Below are 23832 nucleotides of genomic sequence, written 5' to 3' on the forward strand. Positions count from 1 at the left end.
GGTTTGTGTTATTTTAGCAGGCAGTCTGACTTTGGTCTTCCGTTGGCTTATGATGTCATTTCTCCTGAGGTACAGAGGTTAAAGAATGAGGAAAGCGGGTATGTCCTAAAACGCGACAGGTTGTCGTGTTTTGTGACATACCCGCTTTCCTGCTGATTTTAGTTCCAAATTGGGACTGTTTTATAGAAGGGAGCCTATTGTATAATATTTACTGGAAGGTGGGTGAATAGCTTGCCCAAAAAGGAACCCATCCAGAACGGTAAAACTGGACAAAATTCTGAAATTGGTTGGAATATAGCTGAAATTGGTAAGTTGAGTGATTTCTGAGGGGACAACACTTATCAGAGATAGCTTTTCATAAGAAAAGAGGATGCTTAGTGTTGAGCAAAATTGATGGGGATTCAACGGCATATTGGTTGTTGTTTAAAGGGAATAAAATACTCATTTCCGAAGATAAAGTGCTGGAATTTACTTTGCCGGAGATTGATTACTTTAAATTAAGCAAGAAGCTGGTTCGTAGTCAGTTACTGGGCCAGATGGAAGGACGTTCTTATTATGCCGCAGAACTTGCCCCGGATATCGTTGCTCCGGAAACTATGTTGTTTTGCAACTTGTATCGTTTATTTGGCAAGATCCCGGATGCTTTGTTTTTCTTAGCAGGTAAAGCCTATCAGATTTTACACTGGGATCGTACCCATCAGTACTGCAGCCAGTGCGGAGCTCGGACAGAAAACAAAATAGATGAAAGGGCTAAGCTTTGTCCAGCATGCGGGCGAGTAAACTATCCCAGGATTTCTCCGGCTATTATTGTGGCGATTACAAGAGAGCGCGAAATATTATTAGCGAGGGGGAGTCGCTTTCAAGCCGACTTCTATAGCGTTTTGGCTGGTTTTGTAGAACCGGGGGAAACATTTGAAGAGTGTGTGCAAAGGGAAGTCAGAGAAGAAGTTGGCCTGGAAGTTAAAAATATTAGATATTTTGGCAGCCAGCCTTGGCCCTTCCCAGATTCTCTGATGGTTGGCTTTACAGCGGAATATGCTGGCGGGGACATAAAGATTGATGAAAATGAAATCTTGAATGCCGGATGGTTTGATGTGGATCAGCTACCGCTGATACCAGGAACCGGAAGCATAGCCCGGAGTTTAATTGATTGGTTTATAGAACTAGCAAAAAATGAGTAACGACCCTACAAGGGCATTTTTAATATTGTGATAGAGCAAGTCGACGCTGACGCTGACAAAAACGGGCCGCATTTTCGGCCCGTTTTTGCTTTGCCTGGTGTGCTATTTTAAGATCATTTTCTGCAGAGCCTGTTTTTGTGTCTCATCTATGAGGGGCAGCATTTTTTTCAACTTTAACTTTTTTTCTTCCGGAAGGTCTTTGAGGAAAGCTCTCATTTTTTCGGCCAGCTCAGGTGTTATATAATTACTTTCATTCATGCGGATCAACTCCATTATTTTTATTAATTGGTCTGAACTTATAGTTTGGTTGAATGACAGCAGTGTTTGCAGTTGTTCAAGCTCAGAGCGCAGCTTTTCCTTTAATTTTATCTGTTCCTTGACGATTTCCAGTTGAGCTTGAACGACGAGGAGGGGATTAAAATCAGGATTTTCAATAAAGTTATGGATTTCTTCTAAGGAAAATTCCAGTTGTTTTAGAGATAATATCTGCTGAAGTTTTAATGCATCGGACTTGGTGTAAAGCCGATGGCCGGCTTCGGTAGTTTCAGAGGGGACTAATAGGCCTATTTGGTGATAATGGTGCAGTGTTCTTACTGTAATCCCACACTGGCTTGCAAGCTCACCGATTTTCCAAATAGTGTTTTCCATTCTTTCACCTCGTTTCCGTAGAATTTTTGTCGACAAGTAAATTATACAACCTGACGTTGCGTCAGGTGCAATAGACACAAATAAATATTTCCAAGCAATGGAAATGGTGTTAGAATAGTGTTCAAAAGGAGGGGGATTTTGTGAAAATAGCTATTGTATATTACAGTAAATCTGGTAATACCCAAAAGGTTGCAGATCTTGTAGCTGAAGGTGCAAAGAAAATTGATAAAGTCGAGGTCAAAACTATGTCCATCGAAGCAATCGACGATGAATTCTTGACGGAAGCCAAAGCAGTTATCTTTGGGTCGCCGACGATTGCGGGATCCTTTGCAGGGCAATTAAAACAATGGTTAGATACAGCTAAAAATGTCGGAGGAAAACTGGGAGCTGTTTTTGCTACAGCAAATTATGTTGGCGGTGGTGCAGAGGTGGCGGAAATCTCCATGATTGCTGAGATGTTGGTAAAAGGTATGTTGGTCTACTCTTCAGGAGTTGCTGAGGGACAGCCTTTTATTCATTATGGAGCTGTGTGCATTAAAGATGGGGATGATGGTCAAAAAGAGCGAGCAAAAGTATTTGGGGAAAGGATCGCTAGAAAAGCAGTGGAATTGTTTAACTAACATCAAAAGTCACTTTGAGTCAATTGCTAGATGACAAGGTCTGGATGATAAAAATTCGGCAGTTTTGAGATGACTAATCTTCTCAAAACTGCCGAATTTTTATGTATTGTTTTTCCTTTATCCCAAATGAGTCATGTATAATTTTGTGAAAAATAAAAAGCAAACCGTAAAATAGTCTGCTTCATCTTGACAAGGAGAAGTTATGATTGTATAATCCTTAATTACATTAACAATATTATATACATTTATATCATAACACATATAATTTAAATTGTCAACACTATTTTTCAAGGTAGGAGGATTATTTTTTATGGCCTTTGAATTATCCTTGTTTAGTGGCGCTCTGATAGAAAAGCAAGCTGTCAACGAAGTCATGAAATGCAATGACCTGACTGTGAAATTTGGTCTTGTTCTGACAGAGGCACAGGCTCTCGCTTTGGTTGAAACACGCGCTTTTGCATTAAAGGAAAATGGTAGGATTGAATTTGGTGGAGGCGTGATTGACAAGATAATTAAGGAATTTTGCAACTCACCTTATCTTTCAAGGCATAACTATGAAGAAACCATGCATGAGCTTTTAGGAATATTTTATTATTACAAGAATGAAACTCTCGATCTGATGTGTGATGACGACTTAATCCAATATATGAAAAATGCTTTTAATGGAATATGCCAAGGTTCTTTTGAACTGCTATCTGGGCGGGAACTATATAAGCTTGCCCGAAACTTGCGCTATGGTTATGCTCTGGATTATTCAGACGATGCTATCCAATTGGATGATGAATGATGGCAGATATTGAAAAGATCCGCAGAATCAAAAGAGAAACATTAAGCAGTGAATATTATTTCAAATCCTTACTTGAGCAAGCCTATATGTCGGGGATGTTGTCAGAGGCACAGCTTGAAAAAATTCAATTGGATTGCCTCTCACTTTTGGCCAAGCAAACTGAGAGGTATAACAGCGGGGGCAGCAGCTCGATCCTAGTAGAAGGAGCACAGAGTCTCCTAACCTCTATCATGTTCACCATTGGTGTAAGGTTAAAGACCTATCCTAACCCCGATGAAGCAGTGGCAGCAATACAAAAAGACGGTGTCTACGCTCTATATCAAGCCGGACGTGAGGGTATCGACAGACTGATAAAGTCAACCAAAATCCTGCACTCTTCAATTATTGCTAATTTGCTGCAAACCGAAAATGTGTTTTACCGCTCCACTATTGTGGACGGCATAAAGGGGTTTTTTAAGCTATATTACCCTGAATTTGCCGCCCAGGAAATTCATATCACTGCAGACTATCCAGTTCATCATCTAATGGAACGGTTGGTTGGGATTGAGTTTATACAGAAGTATTTAGAGTGCATCTACTACGAAAATCTGTTTTGCGCGCAATTCTCTGCAGAGAATGTTCATCATCTGCTTTGCGGATACGATGAAGATTATGAAGAGTTGCTCGTTAATATTTATGAGCCGGTGTTATCTGCGGCAATCGGATGCATCCTTTCCGGCAGGGATGTCCACAGGCTGGAGATGGCAGCTTCGTCCATCAAAATTCTGAGTGATTTATTTCGTGGCAAAAGAAGAACAGAAATCGTGGAAATTCTCAGGGAAGCCGTAAGTCAACTGAGCGGACTGATGGAGCTGACCGAGCCCTTAAAAAGGTATCTAAGGGGCAGTCTGCCTCAAATTGCTGCGGTAATAGAAAACGCAGTCCTGCTGCAAACATTGGATCGTGTGTTCATCCTCCCCAAATATCCGGAAAACAACAGGAAGCTCATCTTTTCCTTTGGAGAGAAGATGGACGATGAAAAATATCGTAAGGTATTAGAAGAAATTAGGCAATGCCGTTATCTGACTGACAAGAAAGCCCTGATCAAAGGTGAAATACACTCCCTTGCCGATTTAGAGGATATTTTACTGGATGCGGAACTTCACGAAGAAGAAATTCTCAGCATTATTAGGGAGTTAAACCCTGCTGAAATTGCAGCGCTGGCAAAAAAACATCCGATGTCCTCTGCCTTAGATCAATATGAGCTAAGGGAAAGCCAAATTGTGCTGGGCGAGTGTTTGCAAAAGTTCCTTGCTGAGCTTCCGGCGAAGGGTCGGGATTTGATAAAACAGGCAGCAGCTATGCTGGATAGGATATAGATATAGCATGAATATCAAGTGTTTTTCATCTCAGATTGTCTTGTTGACTTCTTCACAAGTGAAGGGTTATAGGAGAGTATGGCAATGAATTCAAACTGCCAAAATTTCAAGATACGTAGCATTAGATGGAGCTGGTGATGGGAATCGAACCCGCAAGCTGATAAACCAATCAACTACTCTTCCAATCGAGCTGCACCAGCGTGTATTATATCCAGAGTATTAGAAAAAATTCCTTCCTATTATATAGGGTAAATAATATTGGGCAAAACCTAACAGGTAGCAAGGCCTGCTTTCAATCAAGCAGGGCAATTTCAACTTTCAGAAGCTGCCCTGGTTTTTGACGAGTGGTGTTTTAATTTGAGGACTCCCAAGGATTACTCAGTAAGCTAGGTAATATCCGACGCAAATTATCTAGGTCAAAAGGTTTGGTTAAAAAGTGTTTAACAAGACCACTCTGGACAGCGGACGTCAAAGCATTATCTTGGGTATAGCCACTCATTACAACCACTTGCGTCTTTGGACGTATTTGTTGCAATTTGTTCAGAGTTTCCAATCCACTTAAACCAGGCATTTTCAAATCTAAGAATGTTAGTTTGGGTTTCTCTTCACTAGCCATTTGTAAAGCAGTATACCCATCGGCTGCTTCTTTAACGCGAAAACCTTCCCGAGATAAAAATTCACACATAAGTTGCCGTACACCAAAATGATCATCTACAACCAAAAGATAATCGTTACTCAAAGATAATCATCTCTTTTCTTTATATAATGAGAAAGACCTATGCTTAGAGCAGTAGCAAGATTTAAAGTGGAACCCAGTAGCTTACTGATAGTATACTTCGCTATATACCATGAATAATCCTCTAAAAATTCAGACTATTCGAACAAGTATTTTGAATACATGATGACGTTCAGGCGATTAATTGGCATTTTTCCTTTACCTTATCTGGAATAGGGAAATAAATAAAGAAAGTTGTACCTCTTGAGCTGGAATTGACACTGATCTTAGCTCCATGTGCTTCGACAATTTTGTAGCATGTAGCTAGACCTAACCCAGTACCGGTATCTTTAGTCGTAAAGAAGGGGGTTCCGAGTTTTTGGTTATTTTCAGGTGGAATACCACATCCTTCATCCGCAATTGCCAGCACAACCTTGTCATCCTGTAAATAACTTTCAATAGTTAGGCAGCCTCTTTCTTCCATTGCTTCGAGCCCATTGCGGGTCAGATTTAGAATGAGTTGAGTAATTTCTTTGGCATTTAATTCAAGATCGAAAATCTCTCCCAGAGTGAAGCGGATTTGTTTGTTTTGAGAAAAGGCATCGGCTTCTAAAAGCGGATATAGCTGATCAAGGATATCGTTAAGGTTTTGTTGTTTCAATTCGCTTTTTTTTGTTTGAGCCAGGGAAAGGAATTCCGTGATTATAGAATTTGCACGATCAACTTCCGAAATCATTAGGTCGAAGGTTGGCTTCAGAATTGTATAATCTGGTTTCACGCTAATCAATTGGAGATATCCCCGAATTGTTGTCAGAGGATTCCTTATTTCATGTCCGATTCCTGCAGCCAATTGCCCGACAAGATTAAGACGGTCGAGTCTGGCCATTTCATCTTGAGCTATCTTTCGGATTGTAATATCTCGAAAATAACAAGTTAGGCCGGTTCCTATAGGATAAGCACTTACCTCTAACCATTTATTACCTAAGGCTTCCGAAAGAATTTCAAAAGTAACCGACTTCTTTTCGCACATTACTTCATTAAACCGCTGAAGGGTGGTGTCATTAGCCTCAAAAACTTCAGTCAATTTCATGCCTACCAATTCTTCACGTGATTTTTCCATCACCATTTCTCCTGCGCGATTTACATAAGTGAAAAGCCAGTTGCTATCAATGGCAAAGAAACAATCTGTCATACTTTCAAGGATGTAAGTCATTTCTTCTTGAGATGTAACCAATTTTTCCTGTACTAGTTTTTGTTTGGTAATATCTCGATAATAAACGGTCAACCCAAATTTGGAAGGATAAGCAGTGACTTCATACCATGTGTCTTTATGTAAAAAGCTAAGGTATTCAAATGTTATGGGTAGGCAATCATTGATCGACTTTTGATAATTAAGTTCGAGCAGAGTTCCGCGGGCTTGGGGGATTGTTTCCCATAATACTTCACCTAAGAGCTCTTCTCGTGTTTTGAGCAATAACTCTGCGGCCTTTTTATTGATATAGGTAAAGCGCCATTGATCGTCTAATACGTAAAATCCATCCGGCATACTATTGATAATGTCTGCTATTAGTTGGTTACTTCGAGAAAGCTCCGCCTGTAATGTCAAATATTTGGATAGTTGATCAAGTCTTTCTGTTTGCAGTCGTTTCATCTCAGTAATATCATTATAGGCAAACATAATACATTCTTGATCGTCAATTTCTATCTTTTCTGCAGAAAGAATTACCGTACCCATCGAACCGAATTTCGTTACTAATGAACATTCAACATTTTGTATAGACCCCTGTAGATCGAGGATTTTCATGATTCGCCCAAATTCACTCTCAGGCACGCCCAACTCGATGGGTGTTTTACCGATTACATCTTCACGGTTGAAATTTCTTTCTTCAAGAAAACGATCGTTAACATCTATATATCGAAAGTCAGACATTTGAACTATAGCCATCATATGAGGACCTAACTGAAATGCTTTGGCAAATCGATTGGTTGCACCTCTGAGTTTTTCTTGTTCTTTCACCCGATCAGTAACCTCGTTAAGGATGGCTGCACAGGCAAATTCCCCGCAGGGCAGCTGAAAACTACACAAGTCAGCGACATAGTGTCTCTGATCATCTGTACAGATTTCTCGATGCTCCTGTTTTGTGGCATTCAAGAAGGTTCTTTTGCAATCCGGTGATCGAACAAAGGTTTCTGCAATTTGGGAAGTTTGATGTTGGATTTTTAGATTTTCACTTTGCAGAATTGGCCCATGTTCATCGAAAACCATTAAGTTAATTGGACTAACGTTAACAATTGCATTTAAGATTGAGGCTTTGCCAAAGAACTCGGAAATCAAGAAGTAGAAGTTGAATAATATGGTTGTGGCAATTGGATTGATGATTAAAACAGGGACAATAATGACACTAAGAACAACTGTCCTATTAGCCCCCCATGGGGATGTGAAAAAAACAATAAACAAAGAGATACAGGACATAATGAATCCGATGATAAACCAAAATAGAAGTTTTTTACCATTTTGACTACTCTTCACGTGTTTTCTTAAGATGCTTCCAAAACAAGCAAAAACGATAATACTGAAGACGCCGCCCATGGAGCCGTTTCCACCTACAAAATATCGATAAAGCCCACTAATGATAGCTGCAATTATAGCAGTGATTGGACCACCAATAAATCCTGCCATCGTCATAGTGATATTCCGGAAGTCATAAAAGTGATCTTCAAAAACTTCAATTCTGCCCTTAATAACAAAGATTGTTATAAGTCCGAATAGAATACCTAACAAAAAACGAGAATATTTACTTTTGAGAGATAAGTTAATCCAGATCAGAATACCACATAATAACATTACATCGAGTACATTGGATGCAAGGTCATAATACAAAATATATCCCTCCTTTATGTCACAATATTTTCTAATAATTAGATTGTACATCCAATGTTCCTAAAAATTTGTCGCATTTATTTGTCGTATAGGAGCTATAATTTGGTATATTAATCACTTCTGTATATAATAATTCAATATGTGTTGTTATATCATAATATTATGGTAAAATTAGCCTGAAAGAATTCAAACTGGCCGACAGATTTTAACATTGCAACCTGTGAAGCATTTACGGATAACAGGCCGTGTAGAGTTTGTTGAGGATATTGTTTTAAAGACTAAAGCTTTAGACGAAAGACCATTTCTAAAAGCCCTCGGAATAAATACGGCAGATGATCCTAACTTTATTCTTTTCCGAGTGGGCAACGGAGAGGCTCATTTTTGGACATGGGAAGATAATCTTAAGGAAGCGGACATACCCAGAATTAGATTCTAGCTGTAGTTTTATCCGTAAGAACCGGTATTGTACAAAACAGACAAATTTGTGCATCGTTTTTAACGGTGCTTTTTTATTTTCTTTGTTGTGATAAAGCTCCACTATGTATTTAGAGTCGGCGGCTATCAAAATAGCGTAACGGTGGTATGGGCCAAAATGAATTTATCACTTTGTGGATGTGAATTGCTTTAATAAGGCTCTGTCTCGTGGCACTTAAATTTCATCCTTGCTTGAATATGTAAATAAAAGAATATAGAATAAGGATTATATAAGAATTATGGTAGAAAAAGAAAATTATTTCTTAAAGTTTCTTTCCTCTTTCAAAAGGATTTTCCATTATTTATAGAGGCGGATTGAATATGAATAAAGATCAAATAGTTAGTATTTGTGACAATTTAATTGACCATTTAACAGTTCTTAAAGGATTTGTAGAACTGGGTAAGTTGAATAATAAAGTCAATCATTCACTAGTTATATTAGATGAAATAAATAGTATGGAAATAATGGTTACTGAACTGGTTAATAAATTACTATCGCTTGACGAATAACGATTACCATATTCTTATTTGCTGGCAAAGGAGGATGGAATTTTTGTTGGGGAATAATAGATATATTTTAGTGGTTGATGATAATTGTGGTATACGCCGACTTATGTGTGAGTTTTTAACTCAAGAAGGTTACTATGTTAAAGAAGCATCTGATGGATTAACGGCTTTAGGACTTGTTATGGAGGAGAAACCTAATCTTGTGTTGCTCGATTTGAGGATGCCTGGATTAGGTGGTTTACAAACTGCGGATAGATTGAGGGATTTAGTTCCAGAAACAATAGTAGTAATTATGAGTGCTTACTTCGATGCACAAGATTTACAAAAGGCAGTCAAAGAAGGAAAGATTAAACACTTTGTAATTAAACCGTTTGAATTGACAGAACTAGGGGTTCTTATAAAAGATTTATTAAATAATGTTAATATCAACCAAAGCATAATTTCATAACCCTCATTGTGTTAGGAAACATGTCAATAATTAATTTGATCATATCTTACAGCTAAATAAGAAGAGTTAGATTATTATGACTAAGATTCGCTCAGTTCTGATTAGAATACAGAACAATGATGGGTGGGAGGACAGGTATGAACAAAGAAGAACTGGTCATAGCGGGTTTCAGGGACTTATTTAACAAGCTGGTTTGGCTTAATAAGTCTAAGATGGAAGACAGTCTCAAGGGTTATAAGTCTTCTGAAGTACATTGCATCGAATACATTGGAAGAAATGAAGATTCCAACGGGACTAAACTTGTAGAGTCCTTTTATATGACTAGCGGTGCTATAAGCAAAATCACTAAGAAGCTCATAAAAAAAGGCATTATCGAAAGCTACCAAAAGCCGGATAACAAGAAAGAAATCTATTTTCGCTTGACTCCGCAAGGGAAAGCAATTTATGAAATCCACGAGGAACTGCACAAAGAGTTTCAAGAGCGGGATAAGGTCGTATTTGAGCAGGTAACCGAGGAACAATTTGACAGTATGCTTAACTTCGTAGAAAAGTATAGCAGGCATTTGGATGCAGAAATAAAAAAACTGGGTATAGATATTGAGTTGGAATAAATTTGAATAACGAAAAGCTACAGGCAGCCTATCACTCCATTGAGAACAGGCTGCTTTTTTCATTGCTATTATTTTGTTGACAAGGAAGGAAAATTATAATAGGATTAATATGTCTTCCAAGGAAGCAAAAATACGAATCTTGAAGGAGAATTTGATGTTCAAATTTAGATCACATAATGAACAGACCACAGAACCAACCGTCGATAAAAAGGCTTTAATATTCGGTCTTTTGTCTGTGTTTCTTTGCGGAATCGGCTTCACGATCATAGCACCTGTAGTTCCATTCTTAGTGCAGCCTTATATAAGCAATCCGGGAGATCAAGCTATAGTTGTCACGCTGCTGACCTCTGTTTATGCAGTCTGCGTGTTTTTTGCGGCTCCCGGACTTGGAGCTTTGAGCGACAGATATGGCCGTCGTCCGGTACTCTTAGTTTGCCTTTTGGGTTCCGCAATCGGGTACGTAGTTTTTGGCATAGGAGGAGCTCTATGGATACTATTTGTCGGGCGCATCATCGATGGGATAACAGGCGGAACTATAAGCACTATCTTCGCCTATTTTGCAGACATCATTCCTCCGGAACAGAGAACTAAATACTTTGGGTGGGTGAGTGCGGTTGTAGGTGTCGGCACCGTCATTGGCCCAACTCTAGGCGGATTACTTGCTAAGTTTGGCTATTCTGTACCTTTGTATTTTGGAGCAATAATAACTTTATTGAATGTTATTTATGGATTCTTTTATATGCCTGAGAGCCTTGACCAGAATAATAGACTGAAAAAGATTAGCTTTACAAGACTGAATCCATTTACACAGCTGGCAAACATACTTGCCATGAAAAACTTAAACAGGCTGCTTGTCTCAGCCTTCTTACTTTGGATACCCAACGGATCTTTACAGGCAGTTTTTTCACAATTTACAATCGATACTTTCAGTTGGAAGCCTGCCCTAATCGGACTCATGTTTTCAATTATGGGCATCCAAGACATTATCTCCCAAGGTTTGATAATGCCAAAGCTTCTGCTGAAACTTAGTGATGCACGCATTGCAATTCTTGGCATGGTTGCAGAGATCATAGGCTACAGTCTTATTGCAGCATCGGCTTTGTTTTCATTCTATCCTCTTTTAATAGCCGGAATGTTTATATTTGGTTTTGGTGATTCGATCTTTGGACCTTCATTCAATGGGATGCTCTCCAAGTCTGTCGATTCCAGTGAACAAGGAAGGATTCAAGGAGGCAGCCAATCTATTCAGGCTTTGGCAAGAATGATCGGGCCGATCATTGGAGGTCAAATCTATGTATCACTAGGTCATGCCGCACCAGCTTTTATGGGTATGATCCTTATAGCGGCGGCAATACCGGTTTTATACAAGAGAACGCCTGTAACAATATAAACTGCCTGCTTTCTTTAGGCAAGACGAAAGGCCAGCATTTTTGCAAGTTGCAAAGTGCTGACCCTTTATACCAGTGTACATTATTTCGCTGCAATTGACAAAAATCGGGGTTCTTCTGATCGATGCTCATTTTCGAGCTTGTTCAAGTGGTTAAATGCCGATCTTAAAGCCATAATGGCAATGAGGCTAGAGATCAGATCAGACAGAGCACCTGCTCCCCATACACCATTTAATCCTAAGAAATTAGGTAATATAAGCAGGAGAGGTATCAGAAAAAGCACTTGTCTTGAAAGTCCTAAAAAACTTGCCTTCTTTGCTTCGCCAATAGCTTGAAAGTAGTTTGCTCCAACTATCTGAGCACTTAAGAGAGGAAGCATTAATAAGAATAGACGCATTCCGGAACTTGCCTTTGAAATAAGATCCGGTTCATTCGTGAAGATACTTGAAAGCATTACAGGAAAAGCTTGAACAACTATAAAGGTTATTGTAAAGATTGATGAAACAGCAAGCAGTTCGAGTTTTAATATTTGTTTAACTCTGTCAAAGTGTTTAGCACCATAATTAAAGCCTATGATTGGTGCAGCGCCTTGTGTAACACCCATAGCCGACATAAGGAATAAGACCATCACAGAGTTGATTATTGTCATTGCCCCTATAGCAACATCACCTCCGTGTGTTTTGAGGGCATTGTTAGATATGATGCTGACGACAACGGAAGATAACTGCATTATGAAGGGAGCAAATCCAATACTTAGTATCGACTTTATAGTTACTAAGTGGAGCTTTAATTTACTCATTTCAATTTTCATTGGACTCTTTTCACTGATGAAATGTTGTATTACCATGATGGATGTTACGAGTTGGGCGATAATTGTTGCCCAAGCTGCACCAGCAATACCCATATCAAAAGTGAAAATGAGAATTGGATCCAGGATAATATTAATGAGCGTTCCAACAAGTACAATCACCATTGATTTGACAGGATGTCCTGTAGCCCTTACCACATTTAATAATCCTGTTCCAATGCCTTGGAATACAGCACCATAGAGAATGACAGTCATATAATCCACGGCATAAGGCATAGTTGCTTCACTGGCACCAAATGTTTCAAGTATAGGAGTCATAAAAATAAGTCCTAAAAGTGTCATTAAAAGCATTAAGCCTATGAGCAATGTTATGGCATTACCAAGTAACCCTTTTGCTTCGTCCTTATTATTTTCTCCCAACTTAATAGAAATAAGTGCTGAGGCTCCTATTCCTACCAACGAACTCACAGCGAATAGCATCATCATAAACGGTAAACTCAATCCTATTCCTGTCATGGCAAGACCACCAATTCTGCCGACAAATATTCTGTCCACCAAATTATATAAGGAATTTATAATCATACCGCCAATAGCGGGAAGTGAAAATTTGAGTAAAAGTCTACTGACTGGCATGGTAATGAGCGTATTATTATTATTTCCCATAATTTACCTCTCCTTCTTAACAGCTAAAACAGTATATATAGCATCGTTAATTTTAGTCTTCTTCACAATTTCAAAACCAATTAAGGACAATACTTTTTCGAGATCCTCTGAGCCAATACGAATGGACATTGGAGGTCCTTCTATTATCAAGTCGTCCTTTTCATACTCCAGACATAACAAGTGCCCTCCTGCTTTTAGTACCTCAAATATATTTGTGAGTGCTTCTGTCAGTGAACTTACTTCGTGGAGGATTAAGGATGCCATAACAAAATCAACACTGTTATTTTGAATGCTTAAGTTTTCGATATAATCTTGAATCAGTTCAATATTAGTAAGTCCTTTTTCCTTAGCCTTATCTTCTATGACGCTGAGCATACGTCTATCAGGATCCATAGCATACACTTTGCTAGATGTGTTTTCTGCCATAGGAATTGTAAAAAAACCGGAGCCGGCACCGACATCGAGTAAAGTATGATTTTTTTGAATTGGCATTTGGCTAATAAGTGCTTCCGGTGGTATGAGACGCTCCCTTTGTCTACTATCTAAAAAGGCAATTTTGTTTAAAAATTTTTGATCCAGTTGGTCGTGATGATGCATGTGATTCATAATAAGACCTCCTATAAAATATAATAGAGACTGCAATTATCTATAATTGTGGCAAAAAATGAGCAGCTGCAACTCCTATATTTCTAACTCATTTTTACACAATGTCATAAATACGTTTTTCTTTAAGGTGGTTCACCATTTTCTCTTCGGCGTCTCTCATAACCTTTTCTATGTGACAAGCACGATTCTCGTCCATTTCACAAGTGAAAAGAGCTCCGCTGCCTTCAATAGCTTGAATAACGTCATAAAAGCTTATTTCAGTCTTAGGTTTCCTAAGACTATAACCTCCATTTACTCCAGGGGTAGACTGAATAAGGTCAGCCTTGACTAATTGAGTTAGTATCTTGGACAGGTAGGTAGGGGATATATTCATGTGACTAGCTAAAGGCTGAAGACTTAAATTGTCTGTGCCTTCTTTCTTAACGAAATAGGCCATTATATGCAAAGCATAATTCGTTGCTTTCGTATACTTCATAGTAGACCCTCCTTAAAGATATTAAAGACTGTATTTGTCCTTAATAATACATGATGAGTTTTACTGTGTCAATAACAATTTTTAAGTGTTAATGAGTTATCTGGTTAGTGGTTGCTGTTACATATGTAATGTATCGCAATCTGTTAAAAAAGTGAAATGTTAGAATTGAACCGTTTTAGGGTGAAAAGCCGGTGAGTCTTGATAAGATTGAACTATTCTATGTCAACTATAATTGAAGTAAAATTTAATGCTTTACCGCCAACTTTGACTCCTTTGATTTCCGTCCCATCAACATCTAGGGAAACCAGTATTTCCGACGGTTTTTTCATAGAATAACCCTGTTCAATGATAATATGTGAAGCTAGATTAAAATCGAGCTTGCCGTATTTATAAAGGTAACAGCCAAGAGCGCCGTTAGATGTACCTGTAGCGGATTCTTCCGGGATATTAAACAAGGGGGCGAAGTTTCTGCAGCTGGCGGTGGAGTTGTTGATTGATTCAAGTGTAAATACATGATAACCGACTGCATTGTACTTCCTGCTGATTTCTCTGATTTTTTCAAAATCCGGTTTTATGGTGTCTAAAATATCTAAGCTTTTTATGGGCACTATGATATCCCTCAAACCTGTGGATACTATTTGAACCGGCAGATCTTCAAGAATACTGGCTGTTTCAATGTTTAGTGAATCGGCGATTTCGCTCTTTTTAACGGTTTCAAAAAAAGACGGGGGCGGCTGACACATCATAATCGACAAGTCTTTCGTTATTTCAACTCCCAAAATTCCTGCTTTGGTTTCCTGCAGATAGCTGCCCGGCTTTAGATAGCCTAGAGCTGCCAGAGTATAGAAGGTTCCTATTGTAGCATGTCCGCATAGATCGACTTCTTCCCTCGGGGCAAAGAATCTTACCCTGAAATCTGCCAGATTTGATTTCAGAACAAATGCGGTCTCACTGAATCTGAGGATGGCAGCTATTTTTTGCATTTGTACATCTGACAGAAAATCAGCATTTGGAACTACTCCTGCCGCGTTACCTCCTTCGGTAGTTTTGGCAAATGAATTAATTGCATACGCGTTCACTTTCATAGTTGTTCCTCTCAATCCTGCTGTCTTTTTAATCAGAAAATTGGAATGGGAAAGTTAAGATCGATCAACATTAATATTTCAGACTAAGTCGGAGAAAATTTTCACAAAAAATTTAATTAAACAACAATTAATCGATTTAAAACCACATATAGAAAAGGGAAATATTCCTGTTATTGATGAAAATTAATGATAAGAATTCAGGGATACTTTATCACATAACACCTATTAAATAAACTTAACCGGCAGGGGTTGAGTCAAAGAGTGTTACGAAAGTCACGTACTATTGAGAACTTATCCAGAGAATGTATTGTCAGAGCGAGATATTTTTAGTATAATACATCTTGAATATCAAACAATAAGATACTATAACTAAATATGGAGGATGGCTTATGAGAGAGGAATTAACCAATGAACTTTTATTTTTCTTTAACGGGTTTTCGTCTTGGGAAAATTCAATAGTACGTGCCAGTGATTTAACAATTTCAGAGGCCCATGCCTTAGAAGTATTAGGGGAACACGAAAAAATAAATATGAAATCTCTAGCTCAAAAACTGGGAGTTACTACGGGAACTACGACGGTTACAGTCGATAGGCTTGAGAAGAAAAATTTTGCAAAACGTGAATCAACTCAGGAAGATAGACGGGTTAACTTAATTGTATTAACAGAAAAAGGGAAGAAGGCTTTTGAAGAACACCATAACTACCACATACAATTAACGGAACAGATGGTCTCAGTTTTGAGCGAAGATGAAATAAAGCAATTTCATGATACCCTTAAAAAGATAAATATGGAGACTTTCTAATCTGAGCCAGTAAAGTATACTCTATTAAAATAAAACCATTCTAGTCGATTTTTCTTTTATATCTGCAAAATTTCTGAAACATGATTTTGGGGAGGGATTTTTTTTGCCATTATAGCTTGAGTTTCAAATAATAAGAAACTCTTACTAAAGTTGAGAGGCTAATGAATTCGGAACTAACTAATGAACTCTTATTGCTCATTATCAGAGAAAATTCAATAGAATCAACTCAGGAAGATAGAAGGATTAACTTAATTGCTCTAACTGAAAACGGTAAAAGAAATAGGTATCTGAAAGGATGATATAGATGATAAAACTATTGAAAGACGAGGAAAAAAGGACAGTCCTATTCCTTGGGATATCGTTCATTTCCGTGGTAATCAGCTTCTTAAATGTAGGGGATTTACCCTTTGATGTCGCATGGTTGGCAATTTTATTGTGCGGGATACCGATCATCAAGGGAGCTGTTGTCGGCCTCGTTACCGAATTCGATATTAAAGCCGACGTACTGGTATCCATCGCCTTAATAGCAGCGGTTATCATTGGCGAAATTTTTGCCGCTGGGGAAGTTGCCTTTATTATGGCAATCGGTGCATATCTGGAAGAACGAACTGTGGCAAAAGCCCGAGCAGGTATTGAAAAGTTGGTGCATCTAACTCCGACAACGGCAAGGGTCGCCAGGAATGGAGAAGAGGTTATTGTCTCTGCCGAGCAGGTCAAGGTTGGTGATATCCTCCGGGTGCTTGCCGGCGAAACCATTGCTGTAGACGGCATCATTATCAACGGTCAAACCTCGGTTAATCAGGCAGTGATGACCGGAGAGAGCCTACCGGTTGACAAGAGCGAGGGCGATGAGGTTTATAGCGGTACGGTCAATCAGTACGGCACATTTGAAATGAAGGCTACAAAAGTTGGCGAGGACAGCTCCCTGCAAAGAATGATAAGGCTGGTACAATCGGCGGACGCCGGCAAAGCGAAGATTGTCGGGATTGCGGACAGATGGGCTACTTGGATCGTAGTTATTGCCTTGCTTTCGGCCGGAGCCACCTGGTTAATGACAGGTGAAATAATCCGCGCTGTGACCATCTTAGTCGTATTTTGTCCTTGTGCTTTGGTGTTGGCAACACCAACAGCTATTATGGCCGGTATCGGCAATGCCACGAAATTTGGTATCCTGATCCGCGAAGGCGACGCCTTGGAAAGACTAGCTGCGGTAAAGCGAATTGCCTTTGACAAAACAGGCACCCTCACCTATGGAAAACCAGATGTCGCAGCCGTCGAGAGCTTTGCTCCCAGCCTGACTGTTGCTGAATTGCTGTCTCTGACGGCTTCCGCTGAGCTGCGTTCCGAGCATCCGTTAGGAAAATCCATTGTCGCTCATTACAAGCTTGCCTCAAATCCATCTCTACTAGAACCCAGCGATTTTCAGATGCTGGCTGGGCGCGGTGTTTCCGCCCTGGTAGACGGCCGCAGGATACTGGCCGGAAATGCAGAACTGCTGAGTGATAACTCTATCCTCTTACCCCCAACCATAGTGGACAAGGCGGATACATACAGAAATGACGGCTGCACCATCATCTTTGTATCTGTGGACGGCGAGCCTTCTGGTTTTATCGTCTTGTCTGACACTTTACGGCCCGATGCCGTGAATGTGGTTAGGAAGATTGAGAAATTAGGGGTTAAGAACGTCTTGTTAACGGGTGACAATCATCATGCCGCGTCCCATATGGCAAAGATCGCCGGAATTCAGGACATCCATACCGATTGCCTGCCCGAAAATAAACTGGCGATTATCGAAGAGTATCAAAGCCGCGGCGACTTGGTCTGCATGGTAGGCGATGGTGTAAACGATGCGCCTGCCCTAAAAAAAGCTCATGTAGGCATCGCTATGGGAGGTATCGGCAGTGATATCGCAGTGGAAGCGGCCGACATTGCCCTAGTCGGTGACGATATAAAGAGCATTCCCCATTTGCTTGCTTTAGCAAAACGAACGATGAATACTATCAAGTTCAATATGGCCATATCCATGGCCCTGAATTTTGTCGCAATTATTCTGGCCATGGCAGGGGTTCTCGGACCTGTTGTGGGCGCGCTGGTACATAATGCCGGTTCAGTCGTGGTGATTATTAATTCATCGTTATTATTACACTGGAAGGAGAATAAACAATGAGCCCGATGATTTTTGCCATCCATGGTTCCACATGAGTCTTCAAAGGGTAAAACAAAAAGGAGTCGTGGATAACTCTCAATCTTGAGAAATTTTAAAAGAACATGGAATAATGGTACACCCAGTAAAATGACTGAAAATTGCCTGTTTTAAGATGACTAATCTTGATTAGTCATCTTAAAACAGGCAATTTTTAAACAGTAGGCTGTGAAATTTCTCCATGTACGCTATTGTTGAATATAGAGTTCTTCCTAGTTCGAGTTACGAATATTACATAGACAAGGATCGATTGAAGATGAAGGAAGCCAGAACCTTATTCAATATTTCATCAATACTTTCCTGGGAACCTGGCTTGCATACTACCTGTAAAGGCTGAACCTGCGTGAATTGATCATAATCATCTGTAGATGTCACAAATACTATGTTGCAGGTTGACAGGGACTCAGATTGCCGGATTTGCTTTGCGGTTTCGAGACCCGTCAGCTTTTTCATACTATTGTCAAGAAAAAGCAGGTTGAAAATTATCCCATGTTTATTAACTTCTTCGAGAAGCTCTTCTCCACTGCCAAATTGAGAAATGTTGAACAACAGACCCCTTTTTTCTTCATATAAATGAATGTATGCCTCCAATAAATGACGACACAACGGCCTGTCATCGCAAATGCCGATAGTAAGCAAAGCATCTCCCTCCAAAGTCAAATTAATATACAACTGAAAAGGTATTTGAACCATTATATATCTGTAAAAATACAAATACAAGTGTATATATACCCTTATAGTTTGTTAAGAATAATATTTGTAATTGATAAAGTTAAAAAGGGTGATAAAATTTGGAGATTAATTACAAAGAATTAGGAGAACGGATTGCGAAAAGGCGTAAGGTATTGAACCTGACCCAGGATGATGTCGCAGAAGCCACGGGACTTAGCAACAACCACATTTCCAATATCGAAAACAATCATTCTATTCCCAGCATTGAAACATTGCTTAAAATATGTGAAGCCCTGGACGTTACGCCGGATTACCTCCTGCTGGGTATTTTCAGACAAGCGAAGGACAGCCTGCTTTCTCAAATTAATCAAAAACTCAAGCTGTGTGATGAGAAAAAGCAAGAACTGGTTGATCATTTTATAACCTGGCTAGTTGACGAAAAACTATAGTTTCAGAATTGGTATTTTCGGGGACGTTGGCACAGGATATAGGGATTCGTCAGAGCGAGGCGATTATCAAGAAGAGTTTAAAACACCCCATGATTCTGGGCAGGATTTTTTCAGGAATCATCAGTAGTTAAATAATGAAACGCTTAAAAATTCGGTGGTATTGAGATGGCTAATCTAGATTACTCATCTCAATACCACCGAATTTTTAAATTGGATATGCCAAAACAAGCGAGGGCAGTGAGTCCAGCCTGGTAGGATGTGATTTGTAATAATGGTGATACAAGCCATCGCCTTGGCATAGATTTCAGACTAATGGGTGTGGTTTTATGGATAAAGAATATAGTTGGATGAAGATATTCTAAATATTGTTTGAGGATGTGATGGAGGTTCCGGTTTAGGACTTGCCGTTGCTAAAAAAGCAGTAATTATTAACAATCTCTAGCGAGTAATGCAATAGGAAAATGTCTTATTAGAAGTGGGGCGGTATAGTCTGCTAGTCCTCTGAACCAAAAAAGCAAATTTGTCCTTCTTCTGACAAGTCATCCGTAATACTGCCTTCATTGATCACCGCATGGCTGAAATCCGGTGTCCCGTACGCGAAGATTGCTTCTACGGCAGCCTTGTTGTTTACCATTATATTTGTGATAGCCAACGCAACTTGCTCTACCAACTTCAGTCTTTCTACCCACTGAAAGAAATAAAAATGGGTATTTGGATGACGTGATCCATCTTGAGCTGGTGTAGCGAACCATATCGTATAACTGTACCCTTCATAAGACTCATCACTACAACGATTAAATACGGCAGTGTCAGGAATTGAAACCTTGTTCCTCCTAAATTTAAGCGAGGCATTCCGCGCATCAAGAACTTTCTGGGCATCAATATTCTTTTTCAGGAAATTAATAACCTCAGCATCGGCAAGGGTAGTGGTATCGCCTATTGTCCGACCCTCTGCAATGTCCTTTAGAAGACGCCTCATAATCTTTCCGCTTCGCGTCTTAGGTAATTCAGCCGTCAGGAAAATGTCATCAGGACGGGCAAGTGCTCCGATTTTCTGGACTACATGCGCTTTTAATTCAGCAATTAGCCCATCGTAAATTTCGATCCCTTCTTTTAAACTAACGAAGGCGAAAACCGCTTGACCCTTAACTTCGTGGGTTCTGCCCACACAGGCTGCTTCAGCAACTAAGAGATGATCAACCAAAGCACCTTCTACTTCCGCCGTCCCAATCCGATGCCCCGAGACATTGATCACATCATCTACCCGGCCGACCACCCAGAAATAACCATCTTCATCCCATTTCGCTTCGTCCCCGGTAAAATACACATCTGCAATCTCGCTCCAGTATGTGTCCTGATAGCGTTTGTCATCCCCATACACGGTTTTCAGCATCGCCGGCCATGGCTCACGAACCACTAAATATCCGCCCTCACCCTTCGGTACCGGGTTACCGGCATGATCCACGATTTCTATATGGACCCCGGGGAAGGGTATCGTGCAAGAGCCCGGCTTTAGAGGAGTAATCCCTGGAACGGGTGTCATCATAATCATCCCCGTTTCCGTTTGCCACCAGGTATCTACGATAGGGCAGTGCTCTCCTCCGATGAACTTGTTGTACCACATCCAAGCTTCTGGGTTAATCGGTTCTCCCACCGAACCCAAGAGCCGTAAACTTGAAAGATCTCTGCCTAAAGGATAGCTTTCCCCCCATTTCATAAACGTGCGAATAGCAGTGGGCGCAGTATATAAAATGGTGACCCTATAGTCCTCGATGATTTTCCAATAGCGATCCTTTTCTGGAAAATCCGGGGCTCCTTCATACATCAGGATCGTTGCACCATTCGACAATGGCCCATACACCAAATAACTATGCCCTGTTATCCAGCCCACATCCGCAGTACACCAATACACATCTTCCTCTTTGAGATCAAATACCCATTCATGGGTTGTTGATACCCCAACCATATAACCCCCAACAGTATGAACAACTCCTTTGGGTTTTCCCGTTGTTCCACTTGTGTAAAGAATAAACAGCATATCCTCCGCATCCATTGGTTCCGCCGGACATACGATAGAAACATTCTTCATGACCTCGTGATACCAAACATCTCGTCCTTCTAACATATCGACAGGCTGACCGGTCCGCTTGACGACGATAACACTTTCTACACAATTGTTGATACAAGTTACAGGCAGGGCAAGATCAACATTAGCCTTCAAAGGGATACTATTTCCACGTCGATAGCTCCCATCCGTTGTCACCACAACTTTTGACAGAGAGTTCTGAATCCTGTCCTTCAAAGCTTCTGCACTGAACCCACCAAATACAACACAGTGCACAGCGCCTATTCTGGCACAGGCCAGCATGGCGATCACAGTCTCCGGGATCAGGGGCATATAAATAGTCACCCGGTCTCCCTTTTCTACATCAAGAGACTTTAGCACGTTGGCAAACTGGGATACCTCACGATAAAGATCTTGATAGGTTAATACCCTGCGATCTCCCAGTTCTCCTTCAAATATTAGGGCCGCTTTATTCCGACGCGGGCCGGCTAAATGTCGATCTAAGCAATTATAGGCAGCATTCAATTTTCCGCCGACATACCACTTGGCAAATGGTGGATTCCATTCTAGAACTGTGTTCCATGGTTTAAACCAGTCCAACCGTCTCCCTTGTTCATTCCAAAACGTTGCCCGATCCGCCCCTAGTTCGTGAATGTTAGGGTTTTGAATGATGGCTTTCGCACTAAACTCTGTTGGAGGGAAAAAGAACCGTTTTTCCTCCAACAATCCTTCATTGTGTTTCTCTGTCATATAATGCCCCCCAATCTTTAATAAATTATACATCGTTCAGGTTAAGAAATTGGTCACTTGCAAGACAATTTAGAATATTTAATTTATTATAAAAATAATGACTCAAATCAAATTGCTTCCTTCACAGATCGTCCTGACAACTATCCCTAATACTCCCGTTGTGATGAATCCTCCGATTATACCGATATTATTCCTTCTCTGGCCCCCTCTGAGAAAGGGCTAAAAAGAGCATATAATAGTGCAATAATACCAACGGAAGTGTGTCCAATAAAATATAGCAGGGTTTTTTTAGCGTACTTCATGAATATCCTCCTCAAAAAGAAATACTTCTTCTATTGTCAAATGAAATATTTGAGCAATTTTGTGTGCGAGAAAAATAGAAGGGTTATAGCGGCCATTTTCTAATGAAATAATCGTTTGTCGAGTGACAGTGCATAATACGGCTAATTCTTCTTGCGTCATGCGTTTATCTCACTGGCATTGGTGCGATGTTGTATGCTTAAATCATAGAAGGGAGGATTAATATTGGATGGCCAAGTAAGAAGTAATATTCATGCTGAAATCACAGTAGATATTGAACCTTTTTATATTGGAGAGACATGGTTCCCCCTATTTCGCAGAAAATTTATGAGATGATTAGGATATAGAGCAATGTCGTAAGGAAGAAGCTACAAGCGAATAGACTTTGCGAGGAGAGTGATTTCATGCGTTATGAAGGAACGGTCTATCGTCCCCCCAGTGAAGCCGAAAGTTTGCTGATTCAAGCGACTATCGGTTGTCCTCATAATGATTGTACATTCTGTGGTATGTATCGGGACACAAAGTTTCGAATCCGATCCGTGGCCGATATAAAAGAAGACCTTCTCATGGCCCGAGATTTTTATGGCGATAAAGTAAGGTCGATTTTTTTCCCCGATGGGAACACTATTTTAATGAAAACAGATCAGCTTTTAGAGATTCTTTACTATGCTCGGGAAATGTTTCCCTACTTGAAACGTATGACCGTCTATGGCTCTGCGAAATTCATGAAGTTAAAAAAACTCAATGAGTTTCGCCTTCTAAGAGAAGCAGGCTTAACCCGTATACACTCGGGAATGGAAAGTGGGGATGACGAAGTTCTTCGTAGGATTAAAAAAGGCTTCACTGCAGCTGAAATGATCGAAGAAGGTCTCAAGGTGAGAGAAGCCGGTCTTGAACTGAGTGAATATATCCTTCTTGGGATCGGTGGACGTGAACGTACTCAAGAACATGCTTTAGAAAGTGCTCGGGTGCTTAATGCCTTTACCCCGGATTTTGTTCGGTTCCGCACTTATGTTCCTTGGAAAGGGACGCCCCTTTATGATGACTATCAACAAGGGCGATTTCACCTTCTCAGTCCCTACGAAGTATTAAGGGAAACCCGTCTTCTGATAGCTAACTTAGAAGATCCTTTCGAGCTGCTCAGTGATCATATGTCGAATTATGCTCCAATCAATGGGAATATACCTAAGGATAAGCCAGAGATGATTGAAACCATAGATAGACTTTTAGCGGTACCAGAAGATAACTTTAAACAAATGGATTCCGGTCTTCTTTAGGTGGGTTGAACAAGAACATTTAAAATGAGCATCAATTTTGATCACTCGACACTCTCTG

23 protein-coding genes and 1 tRNA gene are annotated in these 23832 nt (G+C 40.1%); 12 read left to right on the forward strand and 12 right to left on the reverse strand.

The features are described from left to right. The first annotated feature begins 377 nt into the window (after positions 1-377). Complete coding sequence (gene nudC / locus DESMER_RS09395; protein ID WP_014902810.1) at positions 378-1181, forward strand: NAD(+) diphosphatase; 804 nt, start codon at positions 378-380, stop codon at positions 1179-1181. Between the two features lie 102 nt (positions 1182-1283). Here nudC and DESMER_RS09400 read toward each other — a convergent pair whose 3' ends face one another. Continuing rightward, complete coding sequence (locus tag DESMER_RS09400) at positions 1284-1829, reverse strand: MerR family transcriptional regulator (protein ID WP_014902811.1); 546 nt, start codon at positions 1827-1829, stop codon at positions 1284-1286. Between the two features lie 140 nt (positions 1830-1969). Between DESMER_RS09400 and DESMER_RS09405 the strand changes: the two genes are divergently transcribed. The 3 genes from DESMER_RS09405 (at position 1970) to DESMER_RS09415 (ending at position 4594) form a co-directional block, all read left to right on the forward strand. Next, positions 1970-2449, forward strand: coding sequence for a flavodoxin family protein (locus DESMER_RS09405; protein WP_014902812.1), 480 nt, complete (start codon positions 1970-1972; stop codon positions 2447-2449). Positions 2450-2759: 310 nt separating this feature from the next. Continuing rightward, positions 2760-3236, forward strand: coding sequence for a DUF6323 family protein (locus DESMER_RS09410; RefSeq protein WP_014902813.1), 477 nt, complete (start codon positions 2760-2762; stop codon positions 3234-3236). Continuing rightward, entirely contained in the window at positions 3233-4594 is a 1362-nt protein-coding gene (locus tag DESMER_RS09415; protein WP_014902814.1) for a DUF6179 domain-containing protein, read from the forward strand. The genes DESMER_RS09410 and DESMER_RS09415 overlap by 4 nt, the downstream gene beginning before the upstream one ends. Before the next feature lie 126 nt (positions 4595-4720). On the opposite strand, the gene DESMER_RS09420 is transcribed toward DESMER_RS09415, so the two are convergent. The 3 genes from DESMER_RS09420 to DESMER_RS09430 all read right to left on the reverse strand — a co-directional run bounded on the left by DESMER_RS09420 (position 4721) and on the right by DESMER_RS09430 (position 8190). Next, positions 4721-4794: transfer RNA gene (locus DESMER_RS09420), tRNA-Thr, on the reverse strand. Positions 4795-4946: 152 nt separating this feature from the next. Further along, positions 4947-5333, reverse strand: a complete 387-nt coding sequence (locus DESMER_RS09425; RefSeq protein ID WP_014902815.1) for a response regulator — start codon at positions 5331-5333, stop codon at positions 4947-4949. A gap of 169 nt (positions 5334-5502) precedes the next feature. Continuing rightward, positions 5503-8190, reverse strand: a complete 2688-nt coding sequence (locus DESMER_RS09430; RefSeq protein ID WP_014902816.1) for a LytS/YhcK type 5TM receptor domain-containing protein — start codon at positions 8188-8190, stop codon at positions 5503-5505. A gap of 795 nt (positions 8191-8985) precedes the next feature. Between DESMER_RS09430 and DESMER_RS09440 the strand changes: the two genes are divergently transcribed. From DESMER_RS09440 to DESMER_RS09455, 4 genes are all read left to right on the forward strand, one after another. After that, positions 8986-9174: a hypothetical protein gene (locus DESMER_RS09440; RefSeq protein WP_014902817.1), complete on the forward strand. Its 189-nt coding sequence runs from the start codon at positions 8986-8988 to the stop codon at positions 9172-9174. 34 nt (positions 9175-9208) lie between these two features. Then, positions 9209-9619, forward strand: coding sequence for a response regulator (locus tag DESMER_RS09445; protein WP_042333602.1), 411 nt, complete (start codon positions 9209-9211; stop codon positions 9617-9619). A gap of 137 nt (positions 9620-9756) precedes the next feature. Next, on the forward strand, positions 9757-10230 hold the full coding sequence (locus tag DESMER_RS09450) for a MarR family transcriptional regulator (RefSeq protein WP_014902819.1): 474 nt from the start codon (positions 9757-9759) through the stop codon (positions 10228-10230). Between the two features lie 154 nt (positions 10231-10384). Next, the gene (locus tag DESMER_RS09455) at positions 10385-11620 is read left to right on the forward strand and encodes an MFS transporter (RefSeq protein WP_014902820.1); all 1236 of its coding nucleotides are present in this window, start codon (positions 10385-10387) and stop codon (positions 11618-11620) included. A gap of 80 nt (positions 11621-11700) precedes the next feature. On the opposite strand, the gene DESMER_RS09460 is transcribed toward DESMER_RS09455, so the two are convergent. The 4 genes from DESMER_RS09460 to DESMER_RS09475 form a co-directional block, all read right to left on the reverse strand. Beyond that, positions 11701-13089 carry an MATE family efflux transporter gene (locus tag DESMER_RS09460; RefSeq protein ID WP_014902821.1) on the reverse strand — a complete coding sequence of 463 codons (1389 nt, stop codon included), beginning with the start codon at positions 13087-13089 and terminating at the stop codon, positions 11701-11703. A 3-nt stretch (positions 13090-13092) separates the two neighbouring features. Next, positions 13093-13695: a class I SAM-dependent methyltransferase gene (locus DESMER_RS09465; RefSeq protein ID WP_014902822.1), complete on the reverse strand. Its 603-nt coding sequence runs from the start codon at positions 13693-13695 to the stop codon at positions 13093-13095. 94 nt (positions 13696-13789) lie between these two features. Continuing rightward, a complete protein-coding gene (locus tag DESMER_RS09470) occupies positions 13790-14170 on the reverse strand; it encodes an RrF2 family transcriptional regulator (protein WP_014902823.1) in 381 nt (126 codons plus the stop codon). 212 nt (positions 14171-14382) lie between these two features. After that, positions 14383-15255, reverse strand: coding sequence for a PhzF family phenazine biosynthesis protein (locus DESMER_RS09475; RefSeq protein ID WP_014902824.1), 873 nt, complete (start codon positions 15253-15255; stop codon positions 14383-14385). A 389-nt stretch (positions 15256-15644) separates the two neighbouring features. On the opposite strand from DESMER_RS09475, the gene DESMER_RS09480 reads away from it, so the two are divergent. Both DESMER_RS09480 and DESMER_RS09485 read left to right on the forward strand, forming a co-directional pair. Next, the gene (locus DESMER_RS09480) at positions 15645-16058 is read left to right on the forward strand and encodes a MarR family winged helix-turn-helix transcriptional regulator (RefSeq protein ID WP_014902825.1); all 414 of its coding nucleotides are present in this window, start codon (positions 15645-15647) and stop codon (positions 16056-16058) included. A gap of 304 nt (positions 16059-16362) precedes the next feature. Continuing rightward, on the forward strand, positions 16363-18225 hold the full coding sequence (locus tag DESMER_RS09485; RefSeq protein WP_014902826.1) for a heavy metal translocating P-type ATPase: 1863 nt from the start codon (positions 16363-16365) through the stop codon (positions 18223-18225). A 267-nt stretch (positions 18226-18492) separates the two neighbouring features. On the opposite strand, the gene DESMER_RS09490 is transcribed toward DESMER_RS09485, so the two are convergent. Further along, positions 18493-18900, reverse strand: a complete 408-nt coding sequence (locus tag DESMER_RS09490; protein WP_042333604.1) for a LytR/AlgR family response regulator transcription factor — start codon at positions 18898-18900, stop codon at positions 18493-18495. 152 nt (positions 18901-19052) lie between these two features. Between DESMER_RS09490 and DESMER_RS09495 the strand changes: the two genes are divergently transcribed. After that, positions 19053-19382 carry a helix-turn-helix domain-containing protein gene (locus DESMER_RS09495; protein ID WP_014902828.1) on the forward strand — a complete coding sequence of 110 codons (330 nt, stop codon included), beginning with the start codon at positions 19053-19055 and terminating at the stop codon, positions 19380-19382. Positions 19383-19875: 493 nt separating this feature from the next. On the opposite strand, the gene acs is transcribed toward DESMER_RS09495, so the two are convergent. From acs to DESMER_RS09510, 3 genes are all read right to left on the reverse strand, one after another. Then, positions 19876-22197, reverse strand: a complete 2322-nt coding sequence (gene acs, locus DESMER_RS09500) for an acetate--CoA ligase (RefSeq protein WP_014902829.1) — start codon at positions 22195-22197, stop codon at positions 19876-19878. A 176-nt stretch (positions 22198-22373) separates the two neighbouring features. Then, a complete protein-coding gene (locus tag DESMER_RS24685) occupies positions 22374-22499 on the reverse strand; it encodes a hypothetical protein (protein WP_014902830.1) in 126 nt (41 codons plus the stop codon). Then, positions 22486-22659 carry a helix-turn-helix transcriptional regulator gene (locus tag DESMER_RS09510; protein WP_014902831.1) on the reverse strand — a complete coding sequence of 58 codons (174 nt, stop codon included), beginning with the start codon at positions 22657-22659 and terminating at the stop codon, positions 22486-22488. The genes DESMER_RS24685 and DESMER_RS09510 overlap by 14 nt, the downstream gene beginning before the upstream one ends. 242 nt (positions 22660-22901) lie before the next feature. Between DESMER_RS09510 and DESMER_RS09515 the strand changes: the two genes are divergently transcribed. Continuing rightward, positions 22902-23774, forward strand: a complete 873-nt coding sequence (locus tag DESMER_RS09515; protein WP_014902832.1) for a radical SAM protein — start codon at positions 22902-22904, stop codon at positions 23772-23774. Positions 23775-23832: the final 58 nt, after the last annotated feature.

Source organism: Desulfosporosinus meridiei DSM 13257 (assembly GCF_000231385.2).
Classification (GTDB): domain Bacteria; phylum Bacillota; class Desulfitobacteriia; order Desulfitobacteriales; family Desulfitobacteriaceae; genus Desulfosporosinus; species Desulfosporosinus meridiei.